The 18,693-nt window shown below is 39.4% G+C and carries 33 protein-coding genes; all 33 read right to left on the bottom strand.

Features of this window, described 5'->3' with window-relative positions; translation table 11 throughout:
* Window positions 1-171 precede the first annotated feature (171 nt).
* Complete coding sequence (locus IGL13_RS01030; protein WP_002378716.1) at window positions 172-1,347, bottom strand: M20 family metallopeptidase; 1,176 nt, start codon at window positions 1,345-1,347, stop codon at window positions 172-174.
* A 15-nt stretch (window positions 1,348-1,362) separates the two neighbouring features.
* Window positions 1,363-2,562, bottom strand: a complete 1,200-nt coding sequence (locus tag IGL13_RS01025) for a DUF819 family protein (RefSeq protein WP_002378714.1) — start codon at window positions 2,560-2,562, stop codon at window positions 1,363-1,365.
* Window positions 2,532-2,792: a hypothetical protein gene (locus IGL13_RS01020; protein ID WP_025193439.1), complete on the bottom strand. Its 261-nt coding sequence runs from the start codon at window positions 2,790-2,792 to the stop codon at window positions 2,532-2,534. The genes IGL13_RS01025 and IGL13_RS01020 overlap by 31 nt, the downstream gene beginning before the upstream one ends.
* A 45-nt stretch (window positions 2,793-2,837) precedes the next feature.
* Entirely contained in the window at window positions 2,838-3,221 is a 384-nt protein-coding gene (gene rplQ / locus IGL13_RS01015; protein ID WP_002356228.1) for a 50S ribosomal protein L17, read from the bottom strand.
* A 73-nt stretch (window positions 3,222-3,294) separates the two neighbouring features.
* Entirely contained in the window at window positions 3,295-4,233 is a 939-nt protein-coding gene (locus tag IGL13_RS01010; RefSeq protein ID WP_002356227.1) for a DNA-directed RNA polymerase subunit alpha, read from the bottom strand.
* Window positions 4,234-4,313: 80 nt separating this feature from the next.
* Entirely contained in the window at window positions 4,314-4,703 is a 390-nt protein-coding gene (gene rpsK, locus IGL13_RS01005; protein WP_002356226.1) for a 30S ribosomal protein S11, read from the bottom strand.
* A gap of 27 nt (window positions 4,704-4,730) precedes the next feature.
* Window positions 4,731-5,096, bottom strand: a complete 366-nt coding sequence (rpsM, locus tag IGL13_RS01000; RefSeq protein ID WP_002356225.1) for a 30S ribosomal protein S13 — start codon at window positions 5,094-5,096, stop codon at window positions 4,731-4,733.
* Window positions 5,097-5,115: 19 nt separating this feature from the next.
* On the bottom strand, window positions 5,116-5,232 hold the full coding sequence (gene rpmJ, locus IGL13_RS00995; RefSeq protein ID WP_002288710.1) for a 50S ribosomal protein L36: 117 nt from the start codon (window positions 5,230-5,232) through the stop codon (window positions 5,116-5,118).
* A 32-nt stretch (window positions 5,233-5,264) separates the two neighbouring features.
* Complete coding sequence (gene infA, locus IGL13_RS00990) at window positions 5,265-5,483, bottom strand: translation initiation factor IF-1 (RefSeq protein WP_002356224.1); 219 nt, start codon at window positions 5,481-5,483, stop codon at window positions 5,265-5,267.
* A 210-nt stretch (window positions 5,484-5,693) separates the two neighbouring features.
* Window positions 5,694-6,344, bottom strand: coding sequence for an adenylate kinase (locus tag IGL13_RS00985; protein ID WP_002356223.1), 651 nt, complete (start codon window positions 6,342-6,344; stop codon window positions 5,694-5,696).
* An 86-nt stretch (window positions 6,345-6,430) separates the two neighbouring features.
* Window positions 6,431-7,729, bottom strand: a complete 1,299-nt coding sequence (secY, locus tag IGL13_RS00980) for a preprotein translocase subunit SecY (protein ID WP_002359350.1) — start codon at window positions 7,727-7,729, stop codon at window positions 6,431-6,433.
* On the bottom strand, window positions 7,730-8,170 hold the full coding sequence (rplO, locus tag IGL13_RS00975; protein ID WP_002356221.1) for a 50S ribosomal protein L15: 441 nt from the start codon (window positions 8,168-8,170) through the stop codon (window positions 7,730-7,732). It abuts the gene before it with no gap.
* Window positions 8,171-8,217: 47 nt separating this feature from the next.
* Window positions 8,218-8,397, bottom strand: a complete 180-nt coding sequence (gene rpmD, locus IGL13_RS00970) for a 50S ribosomal protein L30 (protein WP_002356220.1) — start codon at window positions 8,395-8,397, stop codon at window positions 8,218-8,220.
* A 14-nt stretch (window positions 8,398-8,411) separates the two neighbouring features.
* On the bottom strand, window positions 8,412-8,912 hold the full coding sequence (rpsE, locus tag IGL13_RS00965; RefSeq protein WP_002356219.1) for a 30S ribosomal protein S5: 501 nt from the start codon (window positions 8,910-8,912) through the stop codon (window positions 8,412-8,414).
* A gap of 20 nt (window positions 8,913-8,932) precedes the next feature.
* Complete coding sequence (gene rplR, locus IGL13_RS00960) at window positions 8,933-9,289, bottom strand: 50S ribosomal protein L18 (RefSeq protein WP_002356218.1); 357 nt, start codon at window positions 9,287-9,289, stop codon at window positions 8,933-8,935.
* A 160-nt stretch (window positions 9,290-9,449) separates the two neighbouring features.
* A complete protein-coding gene (gene rplF, locus IGL13_RS00955; protein ID WP_002356217.1) occupies window positions 9,450-9,986 on the bottom strand; it encodes a 50S ribosomal protein L6 in 537 nt (178 codons plus the stop codon).
* A gap of 31 nt (window positions 9,987-10,017) precedes the next feature.
* Window positions 10,018-10,416, bottom strand: a complete 399-nt coding sequence (rpsH, locus tag IGL13_RS00950; protein WP_002356215.1) for a 30S ribosomal protein S8 — start codon at window positions 10,414-10,416, stop codon at window positions 10,018-10,020.
* A gap of 35 nt (window positions 10,417-10,451) precedes the next feature.
* Window positions 10,452-10,637: a type Z 30S ribosomal protein S14 gene (locus tag IGL13_RS00945; RefSeq protein ID WP_002356214.1), complete on the bottom strand. Its 186-nt coding sequence runs from the start codon at window positions 10,635-10,637 to the stop codon at window positions 10,452-10,454.
* A gap of 18 nt (window positions 10,638-10,655) precedes the next feature.
* Window positions 10,656-11,195 carry a 50S ribosomal protein L5 gene (gene rplE, locus IGL13_RS00940; RefSeq protein WP_002356213.1) on the bottom strand — a complete coding sequence of 180 codons (540 nt, stop codon included), beginning with the start codon at window positions 11,193-11,195 and terminating at the stop codon, window positions 10,656-10,658.
* A 25-nt stretch (window positions 11,196-11,220) separates the two neighbouring features.
* Window positions 11,221-11,532, bottom strand: coding sequence for a 50S ribosomal protein L24 (gene rplX / locus IGL13_RS00935; RefSeq protein WP_002356212.1), 312 nt, complete (start codon window positions 11,530-11,532; stop codon window positions 11,221-11,223).
* A 35-nt stretch (window positions 11,533-11,567) separates the two neighbouring features.
* Window positions 11,568-11,936: a 50S ribosomal protein L14 gene (gene rplN / locus IGL13_RS00930; protein WP_002356211.1), complete on the bottom strand. Its 369-nt coding sequence runs from the start codon at window positions 11,934-11,936 to the stop codon at window positions 11,568-11,570.
* A gap of 57 nt (window positions 11,937-11,993) precedes the next feature.
* On the bottom strand, window positions 11,994-12,260 hold the full coding sequence (gene rpsQ / locus IGL13_RS00925; protein ID WP_002359348.1) for a 30S ribosomal protein S17: 267 nt from the start codon (window positions 12,258-12,260) through the stop codon (window positions 11,994-11,996).
* Window positions 12,261-12,283: 23 nt separating this feature from the next.
* On the bottom strand, window positions 12,284-12,472 hold the full coding sequence (gene rpmC / locus IGL13_RS00920; protein ID WP_002383858.1) for a 50S ribosomal protein L29: 189 nt from the start codon (window positions 12,470-12,472) through the stop codon (window positions 12,284-12,286).
* Window positions 12,462-12,896 carry a 50S ribosomal protein L16 gene (rplP, locus tag IGL13_RS00915; RefSeq protein WP_002356208.1) on the bottom strand — a complete coding sequence of 145 codons (435 nt, stop codon included), beginning with the start codon at window positions 12,894-12,896 and terminating at the stop codon, window positions 12,462-12,464. The genes rpmC and rplP overlap by 11 nt, the downstream gene beginning before the upstream one ends.
* Window positions 12,897-12,898: 2 nt before the next feature.
* Window positions 12,899-13,555, bottom strand: coding sequence for a 30S ribosomal protein S3 (rpsC, locus tag IGL13_RS00910; RefSeq protein ID WP_002356207.1), 657 nt, complete (start codon window positions 13,553-13,555; stop codon window positions 12,899-12,901).
* Between the two features lie 66 nt (window positions 13,556-13,621).
* Window positions 13,622-13,969 (bottom strand): 50S ribosomal protein L22, encoded by a 348-nt coding sequence (gene rplV, locus IGL13_RS00905; protein ID WP_430604616.1) that lies wholly within the window; start codon window positions 13,967-13,969, stop codon window positions 13,622-13,624.
* Between the two features lie 21 nt (window positions 13,970-13,990).
* A complete protein-coding gene (rpsS, locus tag IGL13_RS00900; RefSeq protein WP_002356205.1) occupies window positions 13,991-14,269 on the bottom strand; it encodes a 30S ribosomal protein S19 in 279 nt (92 codons plus the stop codon).
* A 42-nt stretch (window positions 14,270-14,311) separates the two neighbouring features.
* Window positions 14,312-15,142 (bottom strand): 50S ribosomal protein L2, encoded by an 831-nt coding sequence (gene rplB, locus IGL13_RS00895; protein ID WP_002356204.1) that lies wholly within the window; start codon window positions 15,140-15,142, stop codon window positions 14,312-14,314.
* Window positions 15,143-15,181: 39 nt separating this feature from the next.
* Window positions 15,182-15,472 (bottom strand): 50S ribosomal protein L23, encoded by a 291-nt coding sequence (locus tag IGL13_RS00890; RefSeq protein ID WP_002356203.1) that lies wholly within the window; start codon window positions 15,470-15,472, stop codon window positions 15,182-15,184.
* On the bottom strand, window positions 15,472-16,095 hold the full coding sequence (rplD, locus tag IGL13_RS00885) for a 50S ribosomal protein L4 (RefSeq protein WP_002356200.1): 624 nt from the start codon (window positions 16,093-16,095) through the stop codon (window positions 15,472-15,474). Before rplD ends, IGL13_RS00890 begins: the two co-directional genes overlap by 1 nt.
* A 25-nt stretch (window positions 16,096-16,120) precedes the next feature.
* Window positions 16,121-16,750: a 50S ribosomal protein L3 gene (rplC, locus tag IGL13_RS00880; protein WP_002356199.1), complete on the bottom strand. Its 630-nt coding sequence runs from the start codon at window positions 16,748-16,750 to the stop codon at window positions 16,121-16,123.
* A 21-nt stretch (window positions 16,751-16,771) separates the two neighbouring features.
* Entirely contained in the window at window positions 16,772-17,080 is a 309-nt protein-coding gene (rpsJ, locus tag IGL13_RS00875; RefSeq protein WP_002389727.1) for a 30S ribosomal protein S10, read from the bottom strand.
* A 348-nt stretch (window positions 17,081-17,428) separates the two neighbouring features.
* A complete protein-coding gene (locus IGL13_RS00870) occupies window positions 17,429-18,595 on the bottom strand; it encodes an SAM-dependent methyltransferase (RefSeq protein WP_002389616.1) in 1,167 nt (388 codons plus the stop codon).
* Between the last annotated feature and the right edge of the window lie 98 nt (window positions 18,596-18,693).

Genomic DNA, 18,693 nt, shown 5'->3' with positions numbered 1-18,693 from the left:
TAACACTACCAAAAAAGTAGCGTTTTTTCAATCATCTGTTCTGATTCTTCACACTATTTTTTATTATACCAAAAGAACGGTCATTATGGGAGCTCTTATCTGTCTTGACAGGTCTATTTTTCATAAAAATAACTTCTTGTTCTCATAAAACAAGAAGTTACTGATTTTCTTTTAAAAATGTGTCTTCAAATATTCAAACGCATATTGGGCATATAACTCAGCACCCATTGCCATCGCATCTTCATCAATATTAAAACGACCATGGTGATGTGCCCATTCCGTATCTTTCTCTGGATTACCACTTCCCACTAAGGCAAAACAACCAGAAGCATGTTCAGTATAATAACTGAAGTCTTCACCACCGGTTGTCGGCTCTTCTTGTCTTAAGGCCGCTTCACCAAAATTTTCCTTAATTAGTGTTTGGGCAAACAGGGCATCCTGCTCATCATTAATCACTGGCAACGTTCCATATTGATAATCTAACGAAGCCGTCCCACCGTAAATAGCGGCTGTTTGTTCCGCATAGCGTTGCAGTGCCTGTTCTACTCGATTACGCGTTGCTACACTAAAGCAACGAACCGTCCCTTCTAAACGAGCATTCTCAGCAATCACATTAAAACGGGTCCCCACATCCATCCGTCCAATCGTGACAACTACTGGATCTAAAGGATCTGTCTCCCGAGAAACAATCGTTTGCAGATTCATCACGAAAGAAGAAGCTATGACTGCCGCATCAATACAAGCGTTTGGCATGGCACCATGGCCACCACGGCCTTTAAAATCAACAGAAAAAATATCTGCGGATGCGAAACTTGAGCCCACTCGACACGAAGCGGTTCCTACAGGCATTTGTGACCAGATATGTAAGCCAAATACATCATCAACACCGGTCATTGCACCTTGCGCAACCATTGATTTAGCACCTTGCGCATTTTCTTCAGATGGTTGAAAAATTAACCTTACTGTTCCCTGAAGTTCTTCCTGGATTTCTTTTAATACTTTAGCCGCTGTTACTAACATCGCGGTATGGGAATCATGCCCACATGCATGCATCTTGCCAGCTTCTAAAGATTTATAAGCTAAATCTTCATTTAATTCCTGTACAGGTAAGGCATCCATATCAGCCCGCAGCGCAACCACTCGGCCTGGTTTGCCGCCCACAATTTCAGCAATTAAACCCGTCGGTTCTGTTTTGCGATAAGTAATTCCTAATTGATCAAGAACTGCCGCGACTTTTTCTGTCGTTCGAAATTCTTCAAATTGTAATTCTGGATGTTGGTGTAAATCCCGTCGAAAAGCAATCATTTCTTGTGAATGCTGCTTGACTAGTGCTTTGATTTTTTTCATACTTACGCCCCGTTTCTACAAACTTAATAAAATACTTGAAAAAATACCCGCTAAAATAACCGAAACAATAGTGACTGTTACGAAACCTGCCACTAACATCGGTGGCATTAAATGGCTCGTTAAAGCCGCCTGTTCTTGTTCATCTTCTGTCAATGATTGAATCACTTCATTCGTAATAATATAATCGGCTGGAAAGCCATATAAAGCTGTCAACGAAACAGCGAATGCCATCTCTTTACTCACACCTAATACACGACCAACAATTGCTGAAAAGATGTACATCCCGATAACACCAATCACAATAATCCCAATCATTGGTAAAAATAAATCCATCAACATTTCAGGTGTGGCTTGTTTTAAGCCATCAAAGACAAAAAGCATTAACCCTAAAATCGCAAAACCAAAGCTATTTGCTTTCTGCAATGGTTGCTTTTCTAAAAAACCTAAAGACGTTGCAATCACGCCAAAACATAAACACAGCACAAAAGGACTAATCGTCACAAACGGTGCCGTCCACACAGAAACATAATAAGCAAGTGTGGCAACTAAGGCTAAACGTAAAATTCGTGAATAATCTGTATGATATCGTTTGGGTACTTTTTCAAATAGTTTAGGCACATCTGGTTCTGCTCCTGTTTCTTGCCCCTCTTGTTCATGAACTAGCTGCCATGTCCCTGCTCGATATTCTTGAAGCTTCCGCTTTCCTTCTTTTTTTAGAACAATTGAAGTTAAGGGATAACCAGCAAACCCTTGAATGACATAAATTAAAATTGCCAAAACCGAAAGTGAGGCTAAACCAGCTGATTGAGCCGCTTCTGACATTACTAATGAAGAAACTAAACCTCCTACTAACGGCGGGATTGCAACTAAAACTGTTTTTAAGTCAAAAACAAAAGTCCCCACAGCTAACAACAAGGCAATAATGCCCAGAATACCTGACAAAGCAATCACAATCGTTTTCCATTGATTAACCAATTCTTTAACAGAGAGCAGAGTGCCCATATTAGTAATCAACAGATACATTAATAAAGTGGCAACCACTGTAGGAATCCCTGCCACTTCCACAATATTTTGTGGAAAAATAGTCCAATAACCAAGAATAAATAAAACACCACAAACAAAAACAGATGGAATCCAAGCTTTTGTTTTGATAGAAACTACATCACCAATGTATAAAATAACCATCAGCAACGAAAAAGCAAACATTTGCGACATATAATTCCCCCTTCTACTAAATCAGATTGTTTAATTATCTGAAAATTCCAATTAATAACCAGTATAACAAACCGGAAAAGCTTCCGCAATGCTTTTAAGAAACAAAAAAGCTTTGAGAAAACAGCGTTTTCCCAAAGCAAAAAAAAATCACCTTTATATGATGAGTGCTCCCCTGCTAAAGCCATCTTTAGCAGGGAAAGCAGAGCTAGACTCGGAGTCGCCTCCAACATCATAACACTCTAAAAGAAACATCTATAAAGTGATCGGTTTATTAATTATTTAACAAATTCGATAACTACCATTGGTGCTGCATCGCCGCGTCTTGGTTCTGTCTTCAAGATACGAGTGTAACCACCTTGGCGTTCCGCGAAACGAGGTCCTAAATCGTTAAATAGCTTTTGTAAAGCTGATTCAACAACGATAGACTCATCTTCTTCACGAACACTAGCAACTTCATTACGAACGAAAGTAGCTGCTTGACGACGTGCATGAAGATCTCCACGTTTACCTAAAGTAATCATTTTTTCTACAGTTGAACGTACTTCTTTCGCACGAGCTTCAGTAGTTACGATGCGTTCGTTGATGATTAAATCAGTTGTAATATCACGTAGCATAGCTTTACGTTGGCTTGATGTGCGTCCTAATTTACGGTAACTCACGTTGGGTTCCCTCCTTCGTTTCTGTTCTCACGAGCCACTGCTGTTAAGCAGGACTGGAAACTTCGTAAAAGTCTTAATCGTCCTTACGTAATCCTAATCCTAGATCATGCAATTTAAGTTTTACTTCTTCAAGAGATTTACGACCTAAATTACGTACTTTGATCATTTCTGGTTCAGATTTGTTTGTAAGTTCTTGTACAGTATTAATGCCTGCACGTTTTAAACAGTTATATGAACGAACTGATAAATCAAGTTCTTCAATCGTCATTTCTAGCATTTTCTCTTTTTGAGTTTCTTCTTTTTCCACCATGATTTCAGCGTTTTTCGCTTCGTCAGTAAGGTTTACAAAGATATCTAAATGCTCAGTCATGATTTTCGCAGCTAAACTTAGTGCTTCTTGAGGAATGATTGAACCATCTGTCCATATTTCCATTGTTAATTTGTCGAAATCATCACGACGACCAACACGTGTATTTTCTACTTGGTAGTTAACACGACGAACGGGTGTGTAGATGGAATCAACTGGAAGTACACCGATTGGCATATCTTCTTTTTTGTTTTCGTCTGCTTGAACATAGCCACGACCAGGTTTCACTGTTAAGCGAGCATGGAAAGTAGCTCCTTCAGCAACACTACAGATAACTAAATCTTTATTTAGGATCTCAACATCACTGTCCACGATAATATCGCCGGCAGTCACGGTAGCGGGTCCTGTAATATCGATCTCAAGGGTTTTCTCTTCTTCAGCATATAATTTCAATGCTAAGCCTTTAATATTCAAAATAATTTGTGTTACGTCTTCTCGTACACCTGGAATGGTTGAGAATTCGTGTAAAACACCATCGATTTGAATATTCGTAATTGCAGCTCCTGGTAAAGAAGACAATAAAATACGACGTAGAGAGTTACCTAAAGTAGTTCCGTAACCGCGTTCTAATGGTTCAACGACGAACTTACCATAATCTCTATTTTCATCAATTTTTTCGATTCTTGGTTTTTCAAATTCAATCATTCTTATCTATACCCCTTTCAAAACGAAAAGTGTCTTGTTCAATGACGTTCCTAATTCAAACTCAGAATGAGTGGCGCTCATTAAACACGACGGCGTTTTGGAGGGCGGCATCCATTATGAGGAACTGGAGTCACGTCACGAATTGCAGTCACTTCTAAACCTGTTGCTTGTAATGAACGAATTGCTGCTTCACGTCCAGAACCAGGTCCTTTAACTGTTACGTCTACAGTTTTAAGTCCATGTTCCATTGCCACTTTAGTTGCGGCTTCTGCAGCCATTTGAGCGGCAAAAGGAGTTGATTTTTTGCTTCCTTTAAAGCCTAATGATCCTGCTGATGACCATGCTAATGCATTACCATGTGTATCAGTAATCATTACGATTGTATTGTTGAATGTAGAATGGATATGTGCTACACCTGATTCTATATTCTTTTTGACACGGCGTTTACGACTAACTTTTTTTGCTGCCATGAAGTTCTAACCTCCTTCACTTAGGAATTATTTTTTCTTGCCTGCTACTGTTTTAGTAGGGCCTTTACGAGTACGTGCATTATTTTTCGTGTTTTGTCCACGAGTTGGTAATCCACGACGGTGACGGATTCCACGGTATGAACCGATTTCCATCAAGCGTTTGATGTTTAAGTTCACTTCACGACGAAGATCCCCTTCAACTTTTAACTTATCAATTTCCGCACGAATCGCATCTGTTTGTTCGTTTGTTAAATCACGTACACGAACATCTTCAGATACGCCAACGTTTGCTAAAACTTTTTTAGCTGTAGTGTTACCAATACCATAAATGTAAGTAAGAGAAACTACTACACGTTTGTCACGAGGGATGTCTACTCCTGCAATACGAGCCATTATTCGTTACACCTCCTAATTATCCTTGACGTTGTTTATGTTTTGGATTTGCTGGGCAAATAACCATAACACGTCCTTTACGGCGAATTACTTTACAATGTTCACACATTGGTTTTACTGATGGTCTTACTTTCATGATAATACCTCCTGTGGTTTTACGGAGTACAATTATTTAAAGCGATAAGTAATACGGCCACGCGTTAAATCATACGGTGATAATTCAACTGTTACTTTGTCACCAGGTAAGATACGGATGTAGTGCATACGGATTTTACCTGAAACAGTAGCAAGAACTTGGTGTCCATTTTCTAGTTCGACTTTAAACATTGCATTCGGCAAAGTTTCGACGACTGTACCTTCGACTTCAATCATATCTTCTTTTGCCACGCACAGTACCTCCTTGTACTTGTTTCGCGTTTTCACACGATAAAACGGCGGAAACTCCAGCTCCCACCTAGAAATTCTCAACTAACTTCGTTATTCATTTTGATGTCACAAAACTGTAGAAGTCGGACTGATATATTCTACCATATTTAGTTATGTTTTGGCAAGAGAAACTGAATACAACAACAGGGTTAAACTGCGGGCAATTGGAAATTAGTTTTCGTCAATGATTTTTTTCACATCAGAAAAAACAGTATCGATTTCGCGATTGCCATCGATTGTATGCATCAAGCCTTGTTCTTTATAGAAAGCTAAGATTGGTGCGCTACTTTCAATGTTGACTGCCAAACGATTTTTAACCGTTTCGGGCTTATCATCTTCTCTTTGGTAGAATTCATGTCCGCCACAGCGATCACAAGTGCCTTCAACTTTTGGCGGGTTGAATAATTTATGATACGTTGCGCCACATGTGCGACAGATGAATCGTCCAGCTAAACGCTCGATTAATACATCTTCTTCTACATGGATGTCAATGACAGCATCAATTTTTTTGTTTAATTCTTTAAGCATTGTATCTAATGCTTTTGCTTGATCCAGTGTACGTGGGAAACCATCTAATAGGAATCCTTTGTCTGTGTCTGGTTCAGCAAGGCGTTCTTTAACAATTCCGTTTGTTACTTCGTCAGGAACCAGTTCACCTTTATCGATATAAGATTTCGCTTCTAGGCCCAAGGCAGTTTCATTTTTCATTGCTGCACGGAACATATCTCCAGTAGAAATATGTGGAATGCCATACGTATCAATGATTTTTTCTGCTTGGGTGCCTTTACCTGCTCCAGGTAATCCCATTAAAATGAGGTTCATATATTCTCCTCCTAATTTTAAAGACCGGCTTATGAAGCTAGCCATATGTGAGAATGGTGCTGAGGTAAAACCTCAACACTCGATTCTTACTTATTGATAAAGCCGACATATTGACGTTTCATCATTAATCCTTCTAATTGTTTCGTTGTTTCTAATGCAACCCCGATAACGATTAGTAAACTTGTTCCACCTAAACCGATTGATTGAGGTAAGTTCCAAACCATTTGCGCAATGATTGGAAGTAAAGCAACAAGTCCTAGGAAAATTGAGCCGACAACACTTAATCTCATTAACACGCCAGATACATATTCTTCTGTACCTTTACCTGGTCGCACGCTTGGAATGTAGCTTCCTTGTTTTTGTAAGTTTTCCGCTAATTTCTCAGGGTTTACTTGAACAAATGCATAGAAGAACGTAAACGCAACGATTAGGACAGTATAGATGATTGCCCCTGGAACTGTGTTATAACTGAAGATTTTTGTCATAATGTCATACCAATTTTCACCAGCGAATTTTGATGAGAAAGCTTGTAAAATGGCATTTGGTGTTGCAATTAACGAGCTGGCAAAGATAACTGGAATAACCCCAGCAGCATTTACTTTTAACGGTAAATAACTACTTGTTGGTGCACCAGAAACACGTTTTGTATATTGGATTGGAATCTTACGTTCTGCTTGTTGGAAGAACGTTACGACTGTAACGATCACCAAAATAGCAATAACTAAGATTGCAATGAAAATAACAGATTGCCAAATACGAGAAGACTCGATATTGACGAAGTAATCTTCATAGATTTCTTTGACTGCTCCTGGCAAACGAGAAATAATCCCGGCAAAGATAATCATTGAAACACCATTTCCGATTCCTTTTTCTGTAATTTGTTCACCCATCCAAGTCACAAACATCGTCCCAGCAGTTAAAATAACTGCAATCATCACAAAGGTACCTAAGGTTGGATTGTTTACAATCCCAGTTTGACTTAAGCTATTAAAACCAGCAGTGATCCCCATTGACTGAGCCACACCCAAGACAATCGTTAGATATCTTGTTGCTTGATTTAATTTCTTACGCCCAACTTCCCCTTGTTTTGACCATTCTACAAATCTAGGTACAATATCCATTTGCAATAGTTGAATAATAATAGAGGCTGTAATGTATGGCGAAACCCCCATCGAGAAGATAGAGAAGTTTTGCATGGCACTACCACTCACCATATTCAACATATTCAAAAAGGGTAAGCTACTTAAATCAGACAATCCCTTTGCATTCACCCCGGGCACAGTAATGTGCGCGCCTAGGCGAAATACAAACAAGATTAAAACTGTAAATAAGATTTTTGATCTAATGTCTTTGACTTTAAAGGCGTTCTTTAATAGCTTGAACAATTAGATCACCTCGATTGAACCACCAGCAGCTTCGATAGCTTCTTGTGCTGATTTCGAGAATTTAGCTGCTTTCACAGTTAATTTTTTCGTTAACTCACCATCTGCAAGAACTTTGATTCCCGCTTTTTCGTTTTTAACGATTCCTGCTTCTTTTAGGACAACAGGAGTTACTTCTGTTCCATCTTCAAAACGGTTTAAAGTATCTAAGTTCACAACAGCGTAATCTTTACGATTAATGTTTGTAAACCCACGTTTTGGTAAACGACGGAATAATGGAGTTTGACCCCCTTCAAATCCTAAACGAACACCACCGCCTGAACGGGCTTTTTGCCCTTTTTGTCCACGGCCAGCTGTTTTACCATTACCAGATGAAGTACCACGTCCAACACGGTTACGTACTTGGCGTGAGCCCTCAGCAGGTTTTAATTCATGAAGTTTCATAGGTTTGGCACCTCCTTAAGCAATCTTCTATTACAAATCTATAAATCTTAAACTTCTTCTACGTCCACTAAATGTGAAATAGTGTTAACCATACCTTTGATTGCTTCATTGGCAGGTTTTGTAACAGTACTATTCACTTTACCTAAACCTAACGCTTTAACTGTAGCACGTTGGTTTTGAGGACGTCCGATAACACTGCGTTTTAAAGTAATTTTTAATTCAGCCATTATTTTTGTCCTCCTTAACCGATAATTTCTTCTACAGATTTACCGCGAAGTGCTGCCACTTCTTCGGCACGTTTTAATTGTTTTAGACCTTCAACAGTTGCGCGAACAACGTTAATAGGTGTGTTTGAACCTAGTGATTTAGATGTAATATCTGCTACACCAGCTAATTCCAATACGGCACGAACTGGTCCACCAGCAGCTACCCCAGAACCTTCTACTGCAGGTTTCATAAGGATACGGCCGCCACCGAATACGCCAATTACTTCGTGCGGGATAGTAGAACCAACCATAGGCACTTCAACTAAGTTTTTCTTCGCGTCTTCGATTGCTTTACGGATAGCTTCAGGTACTTCTTGTGCTTTACCAGTACCGAAACCAACGTGTCCGTTTTTGTCACCGACAACAACTAAAGCTGCGAAACGTAAACGACGTCCACCTTTAACAACTTTTGTTACACGGTTGATCGCTACAACGCGGTCTTCTAATTCCAAATGTTTTGGATCAATATAAACCATGAATGGTGTTCCTCCTTCTCCTAAAATTCTAGTCCATTTTCACGAGCAGCTTCAGCTAAAGCTTGCACGCGGCCATGGTAAAGGTATCCACCACGGTCGAAGACTACTTTTTTAATGCCTTTTTCAGCGGCACGTTCAGCAACTAGTTTACCAACAGCTGCAGCTGTTTCTGTTTTTGTTCCACCTGAAATTTCTTTATCCAAGGCAGAGGCACTTGCTAGCGTCACACCCGCTACGTCATCAATGACTTGCGCGTAGATGTTTTTGTTAGAACGGAAAATGTTCAAGCGTGGGCACTCAGCAGTACCAGAGATTTTGTTACGTACACGACGATGTCTCTTTTGACGTGTTTTGTTTTTATCTGGTTTTGTAATCACAATTTTCACCTCTTTGATTTAATGTTTACTACTAATATTTCAAGCAGTCAGCAGATTACGGAAAAGAGAAGCTGGCAGACAAGACAAAAGCATTTTATTGGAAAAATCCCATAAAATGACAGTTGCTTGTTGTTGACTTCTGTTTTCTACACAGCTGTTATTATTTACCAGTTTTACCTTCTTTACGGCGTACAAATTCACCAACATAGCGAATCCCTTTGCCTTTATAAGGTTCTGGAGGACGAACGCCACGGATGTTAGCAGCTAATTCACCAACAACTTCTTTGTTGATGCCTTTAACGATAACTTGTGTGTTCGCAGGTACTTCAAATGTTACGCCTTCTGGTGCTGTCATTTCGACAGGATGAGAATAACCAACGTTTAAAGTTAATTTGTTGCCTTGTACTTGGGCACGGTATCCGACCCCGATAAGTTCAAGTGCTTTTTGGAAACCTTCAGAAACACCAACAACCATGTTGTTGAAGTTTGCACGAGTTGTTCCGTGGATTGTTTTCATTTCTTTTGAATCGTTTGGACGAGTGAATGTCACTTCGTTTCCTTCGATGTTCATTTTGATATCAGAAGAAAATTCGCGTGTTAATTCACCTTTAGGTCCTTTAACTGTAATGTTGTTTCCGTCTTGCTTGATTTCAACACCAGCAGGAAGAACAACAACTTTATTACCAATACGGCTCACTTAGAGACACCTCCTTGTGTATTTTTTAGAATTACCATACGTAGGCGATTACTTCGCCGCCGATATTTTTCGCTCTAGCTTCTTTGTCAGTAATTACACCCTCTGATGTAGAGATGATTGCAATTCCTAGACCGTTTAATACTTTTGGTACTTCGTCAGCTTTTACGTATGCACGTAAACCTGGCTTAGAAATACGTTTTAAGTTTGTGATAACACGTTCTTCGTTTTTACCATATTTTAGGAAAACACGGATTACGCCTTGTTTGTCATCTTCGATGTATTCTACGTCGCGGATAAATCCTTCACGTTTCAGGATTTCTGCGATATCACGTTTGATTTTTGAAGCAGGTACTTCTAAAGTTTCATGTTTAACCATGTTCGCATTACGAATGCGAGTTAGAAAATCTGCAATTGGATCTGTCATGACCATTGAACTATTTACCTCCTTTATGCGAGTTTACTTGTTTACCAGCTAGCTTTCTTCACGCCGGGAATTTGACCTTTATAGGCAAGTTCGCGGAAGCAAATACGGCAAAGATGAAATTTACGATAAACTGAATGTGGACGTCCACAACGTTCACAACGAGTATAAGCTTGTGTTGAATGTTTAGCAGGACGTTTGTTTTTAGCAATCATTGATTTTTTAGCCACGTAGTTCGCCTCCTTATATTATTTTTGGAATGGCATACCTAATTGTGCCAACAATTCGCGAGACTCTTCGTCAGTGTTCGCTGTTGTAACAATTACGATGTCCATACCGCGTACTTTATCTACTAAATCATAATCAACTTCTGGGAAGATTAATTGTTCTTTAATACCTAAAGTATAGTTACCACGACCATCGAAAGCTTTTTTGCTGACACCGTGGAAGTCACGTACACGAGGTAAAGAAACTGTTACTAATTTATCTAAAAATTCGTACATTCTTTCGCCGCGTAGCGTTACTTTCGCACCGATTGGCATTCCTTCACGTAAACGGAATCCAGCGATAGATTTTTTAGCTTTTGTGATAAGTGGTTTTTGACCAGTGATTAATGCTAATTCTTCAACAGCTTTGTCTAAGTTTTTAGCATTTGATACTGCATCACCCACACCCATGTTGATAACGATTTTATCAACTTTAGGTGTTTGCATAACTGAGCTGTAATTAAATTTTTCCACCAATGATGGTGTTACTTCTTTAATATATTTTTCTTTCAGGCGGTTCATTCAGTAAGCCCTCCTTCCGCAATTTTTATTTATCTAAAACTTCACCTGTTTTTTTAGAAACGCGGACTTTTTTGCCGTCGACTTCTTTAAACGCAACTTTAGTAGCTTCTCCGTTTGAAGGATCAATCACCATTACATTAGAAACATGAATTGGCGCTTCCACTTCAAGGATTCCACCTTGTGGGGCTGCTTGGTTTGGTTTTTGGTGTTTTTTAACGACGTTGACACCTTCAACGATAACTTTATCTTGTTTAGGAAACGCTGCTAAGACAACGCCTTCTTTGTTTTTATCTTTACCAGTGATAACTTTTACTTTATCGCCTTTTTTAACAAACATTACTGTTTCGCACCTCCTTTAACGTGGGCTCGAGATTATAATACTTCTGGTGCTAGAGAAACGATCTTCATGAAGTTGTTTTCACGTAATTCACGTGCAACTGGTCCGAAGATACGTGTTCCGCGTGGGCTTTTATCGTCACGGATAATTACCGCAGCATTTTCATCAAATTTGATGTAAGAACCGTCAGCACGACGAGCGCCAGATTTTGTACGAACGATAACGGCTTTAACTACTTCACCTTTTTTAACAACCCCACCTGGCGTTGCTTGTTTGACAGTAGCAACAATAACGTCACCGATGTTAGCAGTTTTACGACCAGATCCGCCTAGGACTTTGATCGTTAAAATTTCACGTGCGCCAGAATTGTCAGCGACTCTTAAACGACTTTCTTGTTGGATCACGATGTGTATCCCCCTTTCAGATTTTGTGCTTCAATCTATTAGGAAATTCTCGTTTTATTAGATAATAACTGCTTCTTCGACTACCTCTAGTAAACGGAAACGTTTTGTAGCTGATAATGGACGAGTTTCCATGATTTTTACGATGTCTCCAACTTTCGCTGTGTTGTTTTCATCATGCGCTTTATATTTTTTAGAATATTTCATACGTTTGCCATAGATAGGGTGGTTTTTCTTTGTTTCAACGACAACTGTGATTGTTTTATCCATTTTGTCTGATACCACGCGACCTTGGTAAACTTTACGTTGATTTCTTTCTTCAGTCATACGCGTTTGGCCTCCTTCCACTATTAGTTAGCTTGTTCACGCAATACTGTTTTGATGCGTGCAATCGATTGACGTACTTCTTTAATACGTGCAGTGTTTTCTAATTGACCTGTTGCTAATTGGAATCTTAAGTTGAACAATTCTTCTTTTAATTGTTTTTCTTTATCTAGCATTTCGGCAGTGGTTAATTCTCTGATTTCTTTAACCTTCATTCGATTCACCACCCATTTCCTCACGTTTTACGATCTTAGTTTTTACCGGCAATTTGTGAGATGCAAGACGAAGAGCTTCACGAGCTACTTCTTCAGGAACGCCTGCGATTTCAAACATGATTTTACCACGTTTAACTGGTGATACCCAGCCTTCTGGTGCCCCTTTACCTTTACCCATACGTACGCCGATAGCTTTACTTGTGTAAGACTTGTGAGGGAAAATTTTAATCCATACTTTCCCGCCACGTTTCATGTAACGAGTCATTGCAATACGGGCTGCTTCGATTTGACGGTTAGTAATCCAGTGAGATTCAGTTGCTTGTAAACCCCATTCACCAAATGCTACTTCTTTTCCGCCTTTAGCTTCACCGCGCATTTTTCCGCGGAATTCACGACGGTGTTTTACACGTTTAGGTACTAACATGATTATTTCCCTCCTTTCTCAGTGTTTTTTTTCGTTGGAAGAATTTCTCCACGATAGATCCACACTTTAACTCCTAGTTTTCCGTAAGTAGTGTCCGCTTCTTCCCATGCGTAATCAATGTCCGCACGTAATGTGTGAAGTGGTACAGTTCCTTCAGAGTATCCTTCTGAACGAGCGATATCCGCACCGTTTAGACGACCTGATACTTGAGTTTTGATTCCTTTAGCGCCAGCACGCATTGCGCGTTGGATAGCTTGTTTTTGAGCACGACGGAAAGCAACACGGTTTTCTAATTGACGTGCAATTCCTTCGCCTACTAATTTTGCATCTAAATCTGGTTTTTTGATTTCAACGATGTTGATGTGAACTCGTTTGCCAGTTAATTTGTTTAATTCTTTTCTTAGGTTTTCGACTTCAGATCCGCCTTTACCGATAACCATACCTGGTTTAGCTGTGTGAATTGAAATGTTAACACGGTTTGCAGCGCGTTCGATTTCAATTGTAGATACAGCAGCATCAGCAAGTTTTGTTGCGATAAATTTACGGATTCTTAAATCTTCGTGTAAGAATTCAGCATACTCTTTTTCAGCATACCATTTCGCATCCCAGTCGCGGATGATGCCTACACGCATTCCAATTGGATGTACTTTTTGACCCACTGATTGTCCCTCCTCTTAAATGTTTAAGCTCTGTTTTCATAAAGAAAACAGCCTATTTCATGAGACTTATTTCTCTGTTACAACTACTGTGATGTGACTAGTACGTTTGTTGATTGGTGAAGCTGAACCTTTTGCACGAGGACGGAAACGTTTCATTGTTGGTCCTTCGTTAACAAATGCTTCAGATACGACTAAGCTTTCAACGTCTAAGTCAAAGTTGTTTTCTGCGTTAGCAACTGCTGACATTAAAACTTTTTCAATGATTCCAGCAGACTTGTTCGGTGTGAATTTCAAGATTGAAATTGCATCCGCAACGCTTTTCCCTCTGATAAGATCGATTACTAAACGTGCTTTACGAGGTGAAGTGCGAACTGTTTTTGCAGTTGCTTTAGCTGATATAATTTGTTCTGACATTTGCATATCCTCCCCTCAAAATTAGCGTTTAGTTTTTTTATCGTCAGCAACGTGGCCACGATAAGTTCTAGTTGGTGCAAATTCACCTAATTTATGTCCTACCATGTCTTCTTGAATGTAAACAGGGACATGTTTCCGTCCATCATATACAGCGATTGTGAAACCTACGAATGATGGAAAAATTGTAGAGCGGCGAGACCAAGTTTTAATTACTTTTTTCTTTTCGGCACCTTGTTGTGCTTCGACCTTTTTCATCAAATGATCATCGACGAAAGGTCCTTTTTTTAAACTACGACCCATGGTGAACCTCCTCTCAAAATGTACGACACATGGTCAAAAAAATTATTTAGTACGACGACGAACGATAAGTTTGTCTGATTTAGCTTTTTTATTACGTGTTTTGTATCCAATTGCTGGTTGACCCCATGGAGATACTGGCGCTTTACGTCCAATTGGTGTTTTACCTTCACCACCACCGTGTGGGTGATCGTTAGGGTTCATTACGCTACCACGAACAGTTGGGCGTTTACGCATCCAACGAGAGCGGCCAGCTTTACCAATGTTGATTAATTCGTGTTGTTCGTTACCAACTGAACCGATTGTTGCACGGCAAGTTGCTAAGATCATACGAACTTCGCCAGAGTTTAAGCGGATTAATACGTATTTGCCTTCTTTACCAAGTACTTGCGCGCTTGTTCCAGCTGAACGAATTAATTGTCCACCTTTACCAGGTTTCATTTCAATGTTGTGGATAACTGTACCAACTGGAATGTTTTCCAATGGTAATGCGTTACCTACTTTAATATCTGCTTCTGGACCAGATACTAGGCGCATGCCTACTTCTAATCCTTTTGGTGCTAAGATGTATGCCTTAACCCCGTCTTCGTAATGAACTAACGCGATGTTAGCAGAACGGTTTGGATCGTACTCGATCGTTTTAACAACCGCTGCGACGTTATCTTTATTACGTTTGAAGTCAATCACACGGTATTGACGTTTGTGACCGCCACCTTGGTGACGAACCGTAATGCGACCGTTGTTGTTACGACCGGCATTGTTTTTTAATGGCTGTAACAATGATTTTTCTGGTGTTGAAGTTGTGATTTCAGCGAAATCAGAACTTGTCATGTTACGACGGCCATTTGTGGTAGGTTTGTACTTTTTAATCGCCACGTCTTATTTCCCTCCTACGTTGATATTGTTCAGGACTGCTTATTCAGCAGCTTCGAATAATTGAATTTCTTTTGAATCTTCAGTTAATGTAACGATCGCTTTGCGACGTTTTTTTGTATAACCTGCATATTTACCCATGCGTTTGAATTTTGGACGCACGTTTAAGATGTTTACGTTTGCTACTTTAACATCGAATGCTGATTCAACAGCTTGTTTTACTAAAGTTTTGTTTGCGCGAGTGTCCACTTCGAAAGTATATTTCTTTTCGTCCATAGCTAACATGGATTTTTCAGTGATCACTGGGCGTTTGATTACGTCTAGTAATTCCATTATGCAAGCACCTCCTCAATTTGAGTAAGAGCTGTTTGTGTTGCCAAGACTTTGTTAGCTGACACAACATCTAACACACTAACGTTATCAGAAGTTACTACAGAAACGTTTGGTAAGTTACGAGCTGATAAAGCTGCAAAGTCGTTACCATTTTCTAAAACAACTAATACTTTAGTATCGATAGACAAGTTAGCAAGAACTTGTTTGAATTCTTTTGTTTTTGGTGCATCGAAGCTTAAACCTTCTACTGCTACCAAGTTATTTTCAGCAACTTTATCTGATAATACAGATTTCATTGCTAAGCGACGAACTTTTTTAGGAAGTTTGTAGCTGTATGAACGCGGTGTTGGTCCAAAGACTACGCCACCTCCACGCCATTGTGGTGAACGGATTGAACCTTGACGAGCACGACCAGTTCCTTTTTGACGCCATGGTTTGCGGCCACCGCCACGAACAGCGCTACGGTTTTTAACTGCGTGTGTTCCTTGTCTTAATGAAGCACGTTGCATGATGATTGCATCATAGACAACACTTTCATTAGGTTCGATTCCGAAGATTTCTTCATTTAAAGTGATTTCACCGTTTTGAGTTCCATCTTGTTTGAATAATGCTACATTCGGCATTCCTTAGTTCCTCCTTTCCCTACACTTATTTAGCTTTCACAGCTGATTTGATTGTGATTAAAGATTTTTTCGCTCCAGGAATGTTTCCTTTGATTAAGATAACATTTCTTTCTACGTCCACTTTAACAACTTCAAGGTTTTGAATTGTTACGCGGTCGCCACCCATACGGCCGGCTAGTCGTTTATTTTTAAATACACGGTTAGGCGCTACTGGACCCATTGACCCAGGACGACGGTGATAACGAGAACCATGAGACATAGGTCCGCGGCTTTGGCCGTGACGTTTGATTGCCCCTTGGAATCCTTTACCTTTCGTAGTACCTGTAACATCAACAACGTCTCCTGCTTGGAAAACATCTACTTTGATTTCTTTACCTACTTCATATTCTCCTAGCTCAACATTCTTGAATTCTTTAATGAAGCGCTTAGGAGCCGTGTTTGCTTTTGCAACATGACCTTTCGCAGGTTTGTTTGATAAAACTTCACGTTTGTCTTGGTAACCAACTTGGATAGCTTCGTATCCGTCAGTTTCAACAGTTTTTACTTGTAAAACTACGTTTGGCGTAGCTTCAACTACTGTTACTGGAATTAATTCACCAGACTCAGTAAAGATTTGTGTCATTCCCACTTTTTTCCCTAAGATTCCTTTGGTCATGAGTACACCTCCATCTTAATTTTATAGTTTGATTTCAATATTAACACCAGACGGTAAGTCAAGCTTCATTAGAGCGTCAACTGTTTTTGGTGTTGGGTTCACAATGTCAATTAGACGTTTGTGAGTACGCATTTCGAATTGTTCGCGAGAATCTTTGTATTTATGAGTCGCACGAATAACTGTGTAAAGTGAGCGTTCTGTTGGTAATGGAATCGGACCTGATACGTCAGCTCCAGTTCTTTTTGCTGTTTCCACAATTTTATCCGCTGATTGATCTAAAATACGGTGTTCATACGCTTTTAAACGGATACGAATTTTTTGTTTTGCCATCTTGTTCCCTCCTTCGCCTATTTTAAAAGTAGACATAGCTCCACGAAAATTTATCCGGCATGCTCGTTCATGGCAAAGCGTCCGAGCGTGTCGCAACCTCTCGCTTCACAGCCGGCAAATCAAATCGTTGATCTACCAATGCTTTTTACACTCCTGTAAACAGCACCTTTTTGATTATACTATGAAAGGATAGTGTTAGCAAGGATTTTCTGCGTTTTTTTGAAAGAATTTTTTCTTGTTTTGAAAAGCATTTGTTTTGTTTTTCAATTCTTTTCATTCTATTTTTATAAAAAAAGAATTTGAGATTCCTTTTTTACCAGAATCTCAAATTCTCTCTTTTTTATTCTATTAACCAATCCGGCGCATTGGAATATCATTGTTATCTGGATGAACCAATAAATATTGAATAACATCAATATTGCTTGCTTGGAATGAGGCTGCACATGCTTGCAAATATAAGTCCCACATTCGATAGAAGCGCTCGCCTTTTTCGTCAACAATTTCTGTTTCTATATTATGGAAGTTTTTTGTCCAATGTTCCAACGTCAATTGATAATCTCTGCGCAAACTTTCCAAGTCAATCACTTGCAAGTCGTTTTCTGTCATATGGCCGACTAGCTCAGTGACACCAGGAATATAGCCACCAGGGAAAATATAACGATTAATCCAAGCATTTTTAGCCCCACCTTGTTGGCGACTGATCCCATGAATCAACGCCGTACCTTTAGGCGCTAAATTCCGCTGAACGACATCAAAATATTCATGTAGATTTTCCGCACCGACATGTTCAAACATCCCAACACTCGTAATATGGTCAAAAGACTCTCCTTTTAAATCACGATAATCCATCAATTTGACAGTCATTCGATCTTGTAGACCTTCTTTTTCTATAATATGGCGAATATGATGAAATTGCTCTTCACTTAATGTAATCCCAGTTGCTTTGGCTCCATATTCTTTCACCGCAGTTAAAATTAACGTGCCCCAGCCGCAACCAATATCCAGTAAAGTGTCGCCCTCTTTGATAAACAATTTATCTAAAATATGATGAACTTTATTCACTTGCGCTTGTTCTAATGTATCTTCAGGCGTTTTAAAATAAGCACATGAATACGTCATTGTTTGGTCAAGCCATTTTTTGTAAAAATCATTTCCTAGATCGTAATGGCTGTGAATATCCTCTTGCGAACGTTTTTTTGAATGACTTTCTTTAGGAAGCCATTTAATAAATTTAGCATTGTGTAAAAAGCTATCCTTTTGGTTATACACATCATAAATCAGCGCTTGGATATCGCCTTCGATTTCAATTTTGCGATCCATGTAGGCTTCCCCTAAAGTTAACGAAGCGTTATTCAGTAAATCCTTCACAGGAATTTTTTCATTGAATACAATTTTAAAAACCGGATCCCCCGACCCTTGCCCATACTCTTTGACGGTACCATCCCAGTATGTGACTTGTGTCTTTTTTGAAAAAGACCATTTAAACAGTTGACTGTACGTTTCTTTTTCTAACATTGCATTCCCTCCATTAAATACCATTTGAAGCCAAAACAAAAAGAAGTCGCTTTCCGGTAGTTCGTCAAAACAAACACCACAGTCCGTTCTAAACTGAA

Origin of the sequence: Enterococcus sp. DIV1937, assembly GCF_050535975.1 — a bacterium.
Taxonomy (GTDB): Bacteria; Bacillota; Bacilli; order Lactobacillales; family Enterococcaceae; genus Enterococcus; species Enterococcus faecalis.
This window is presented reverse-complemented; position numbering and strand designations above follow the sequence as displayed.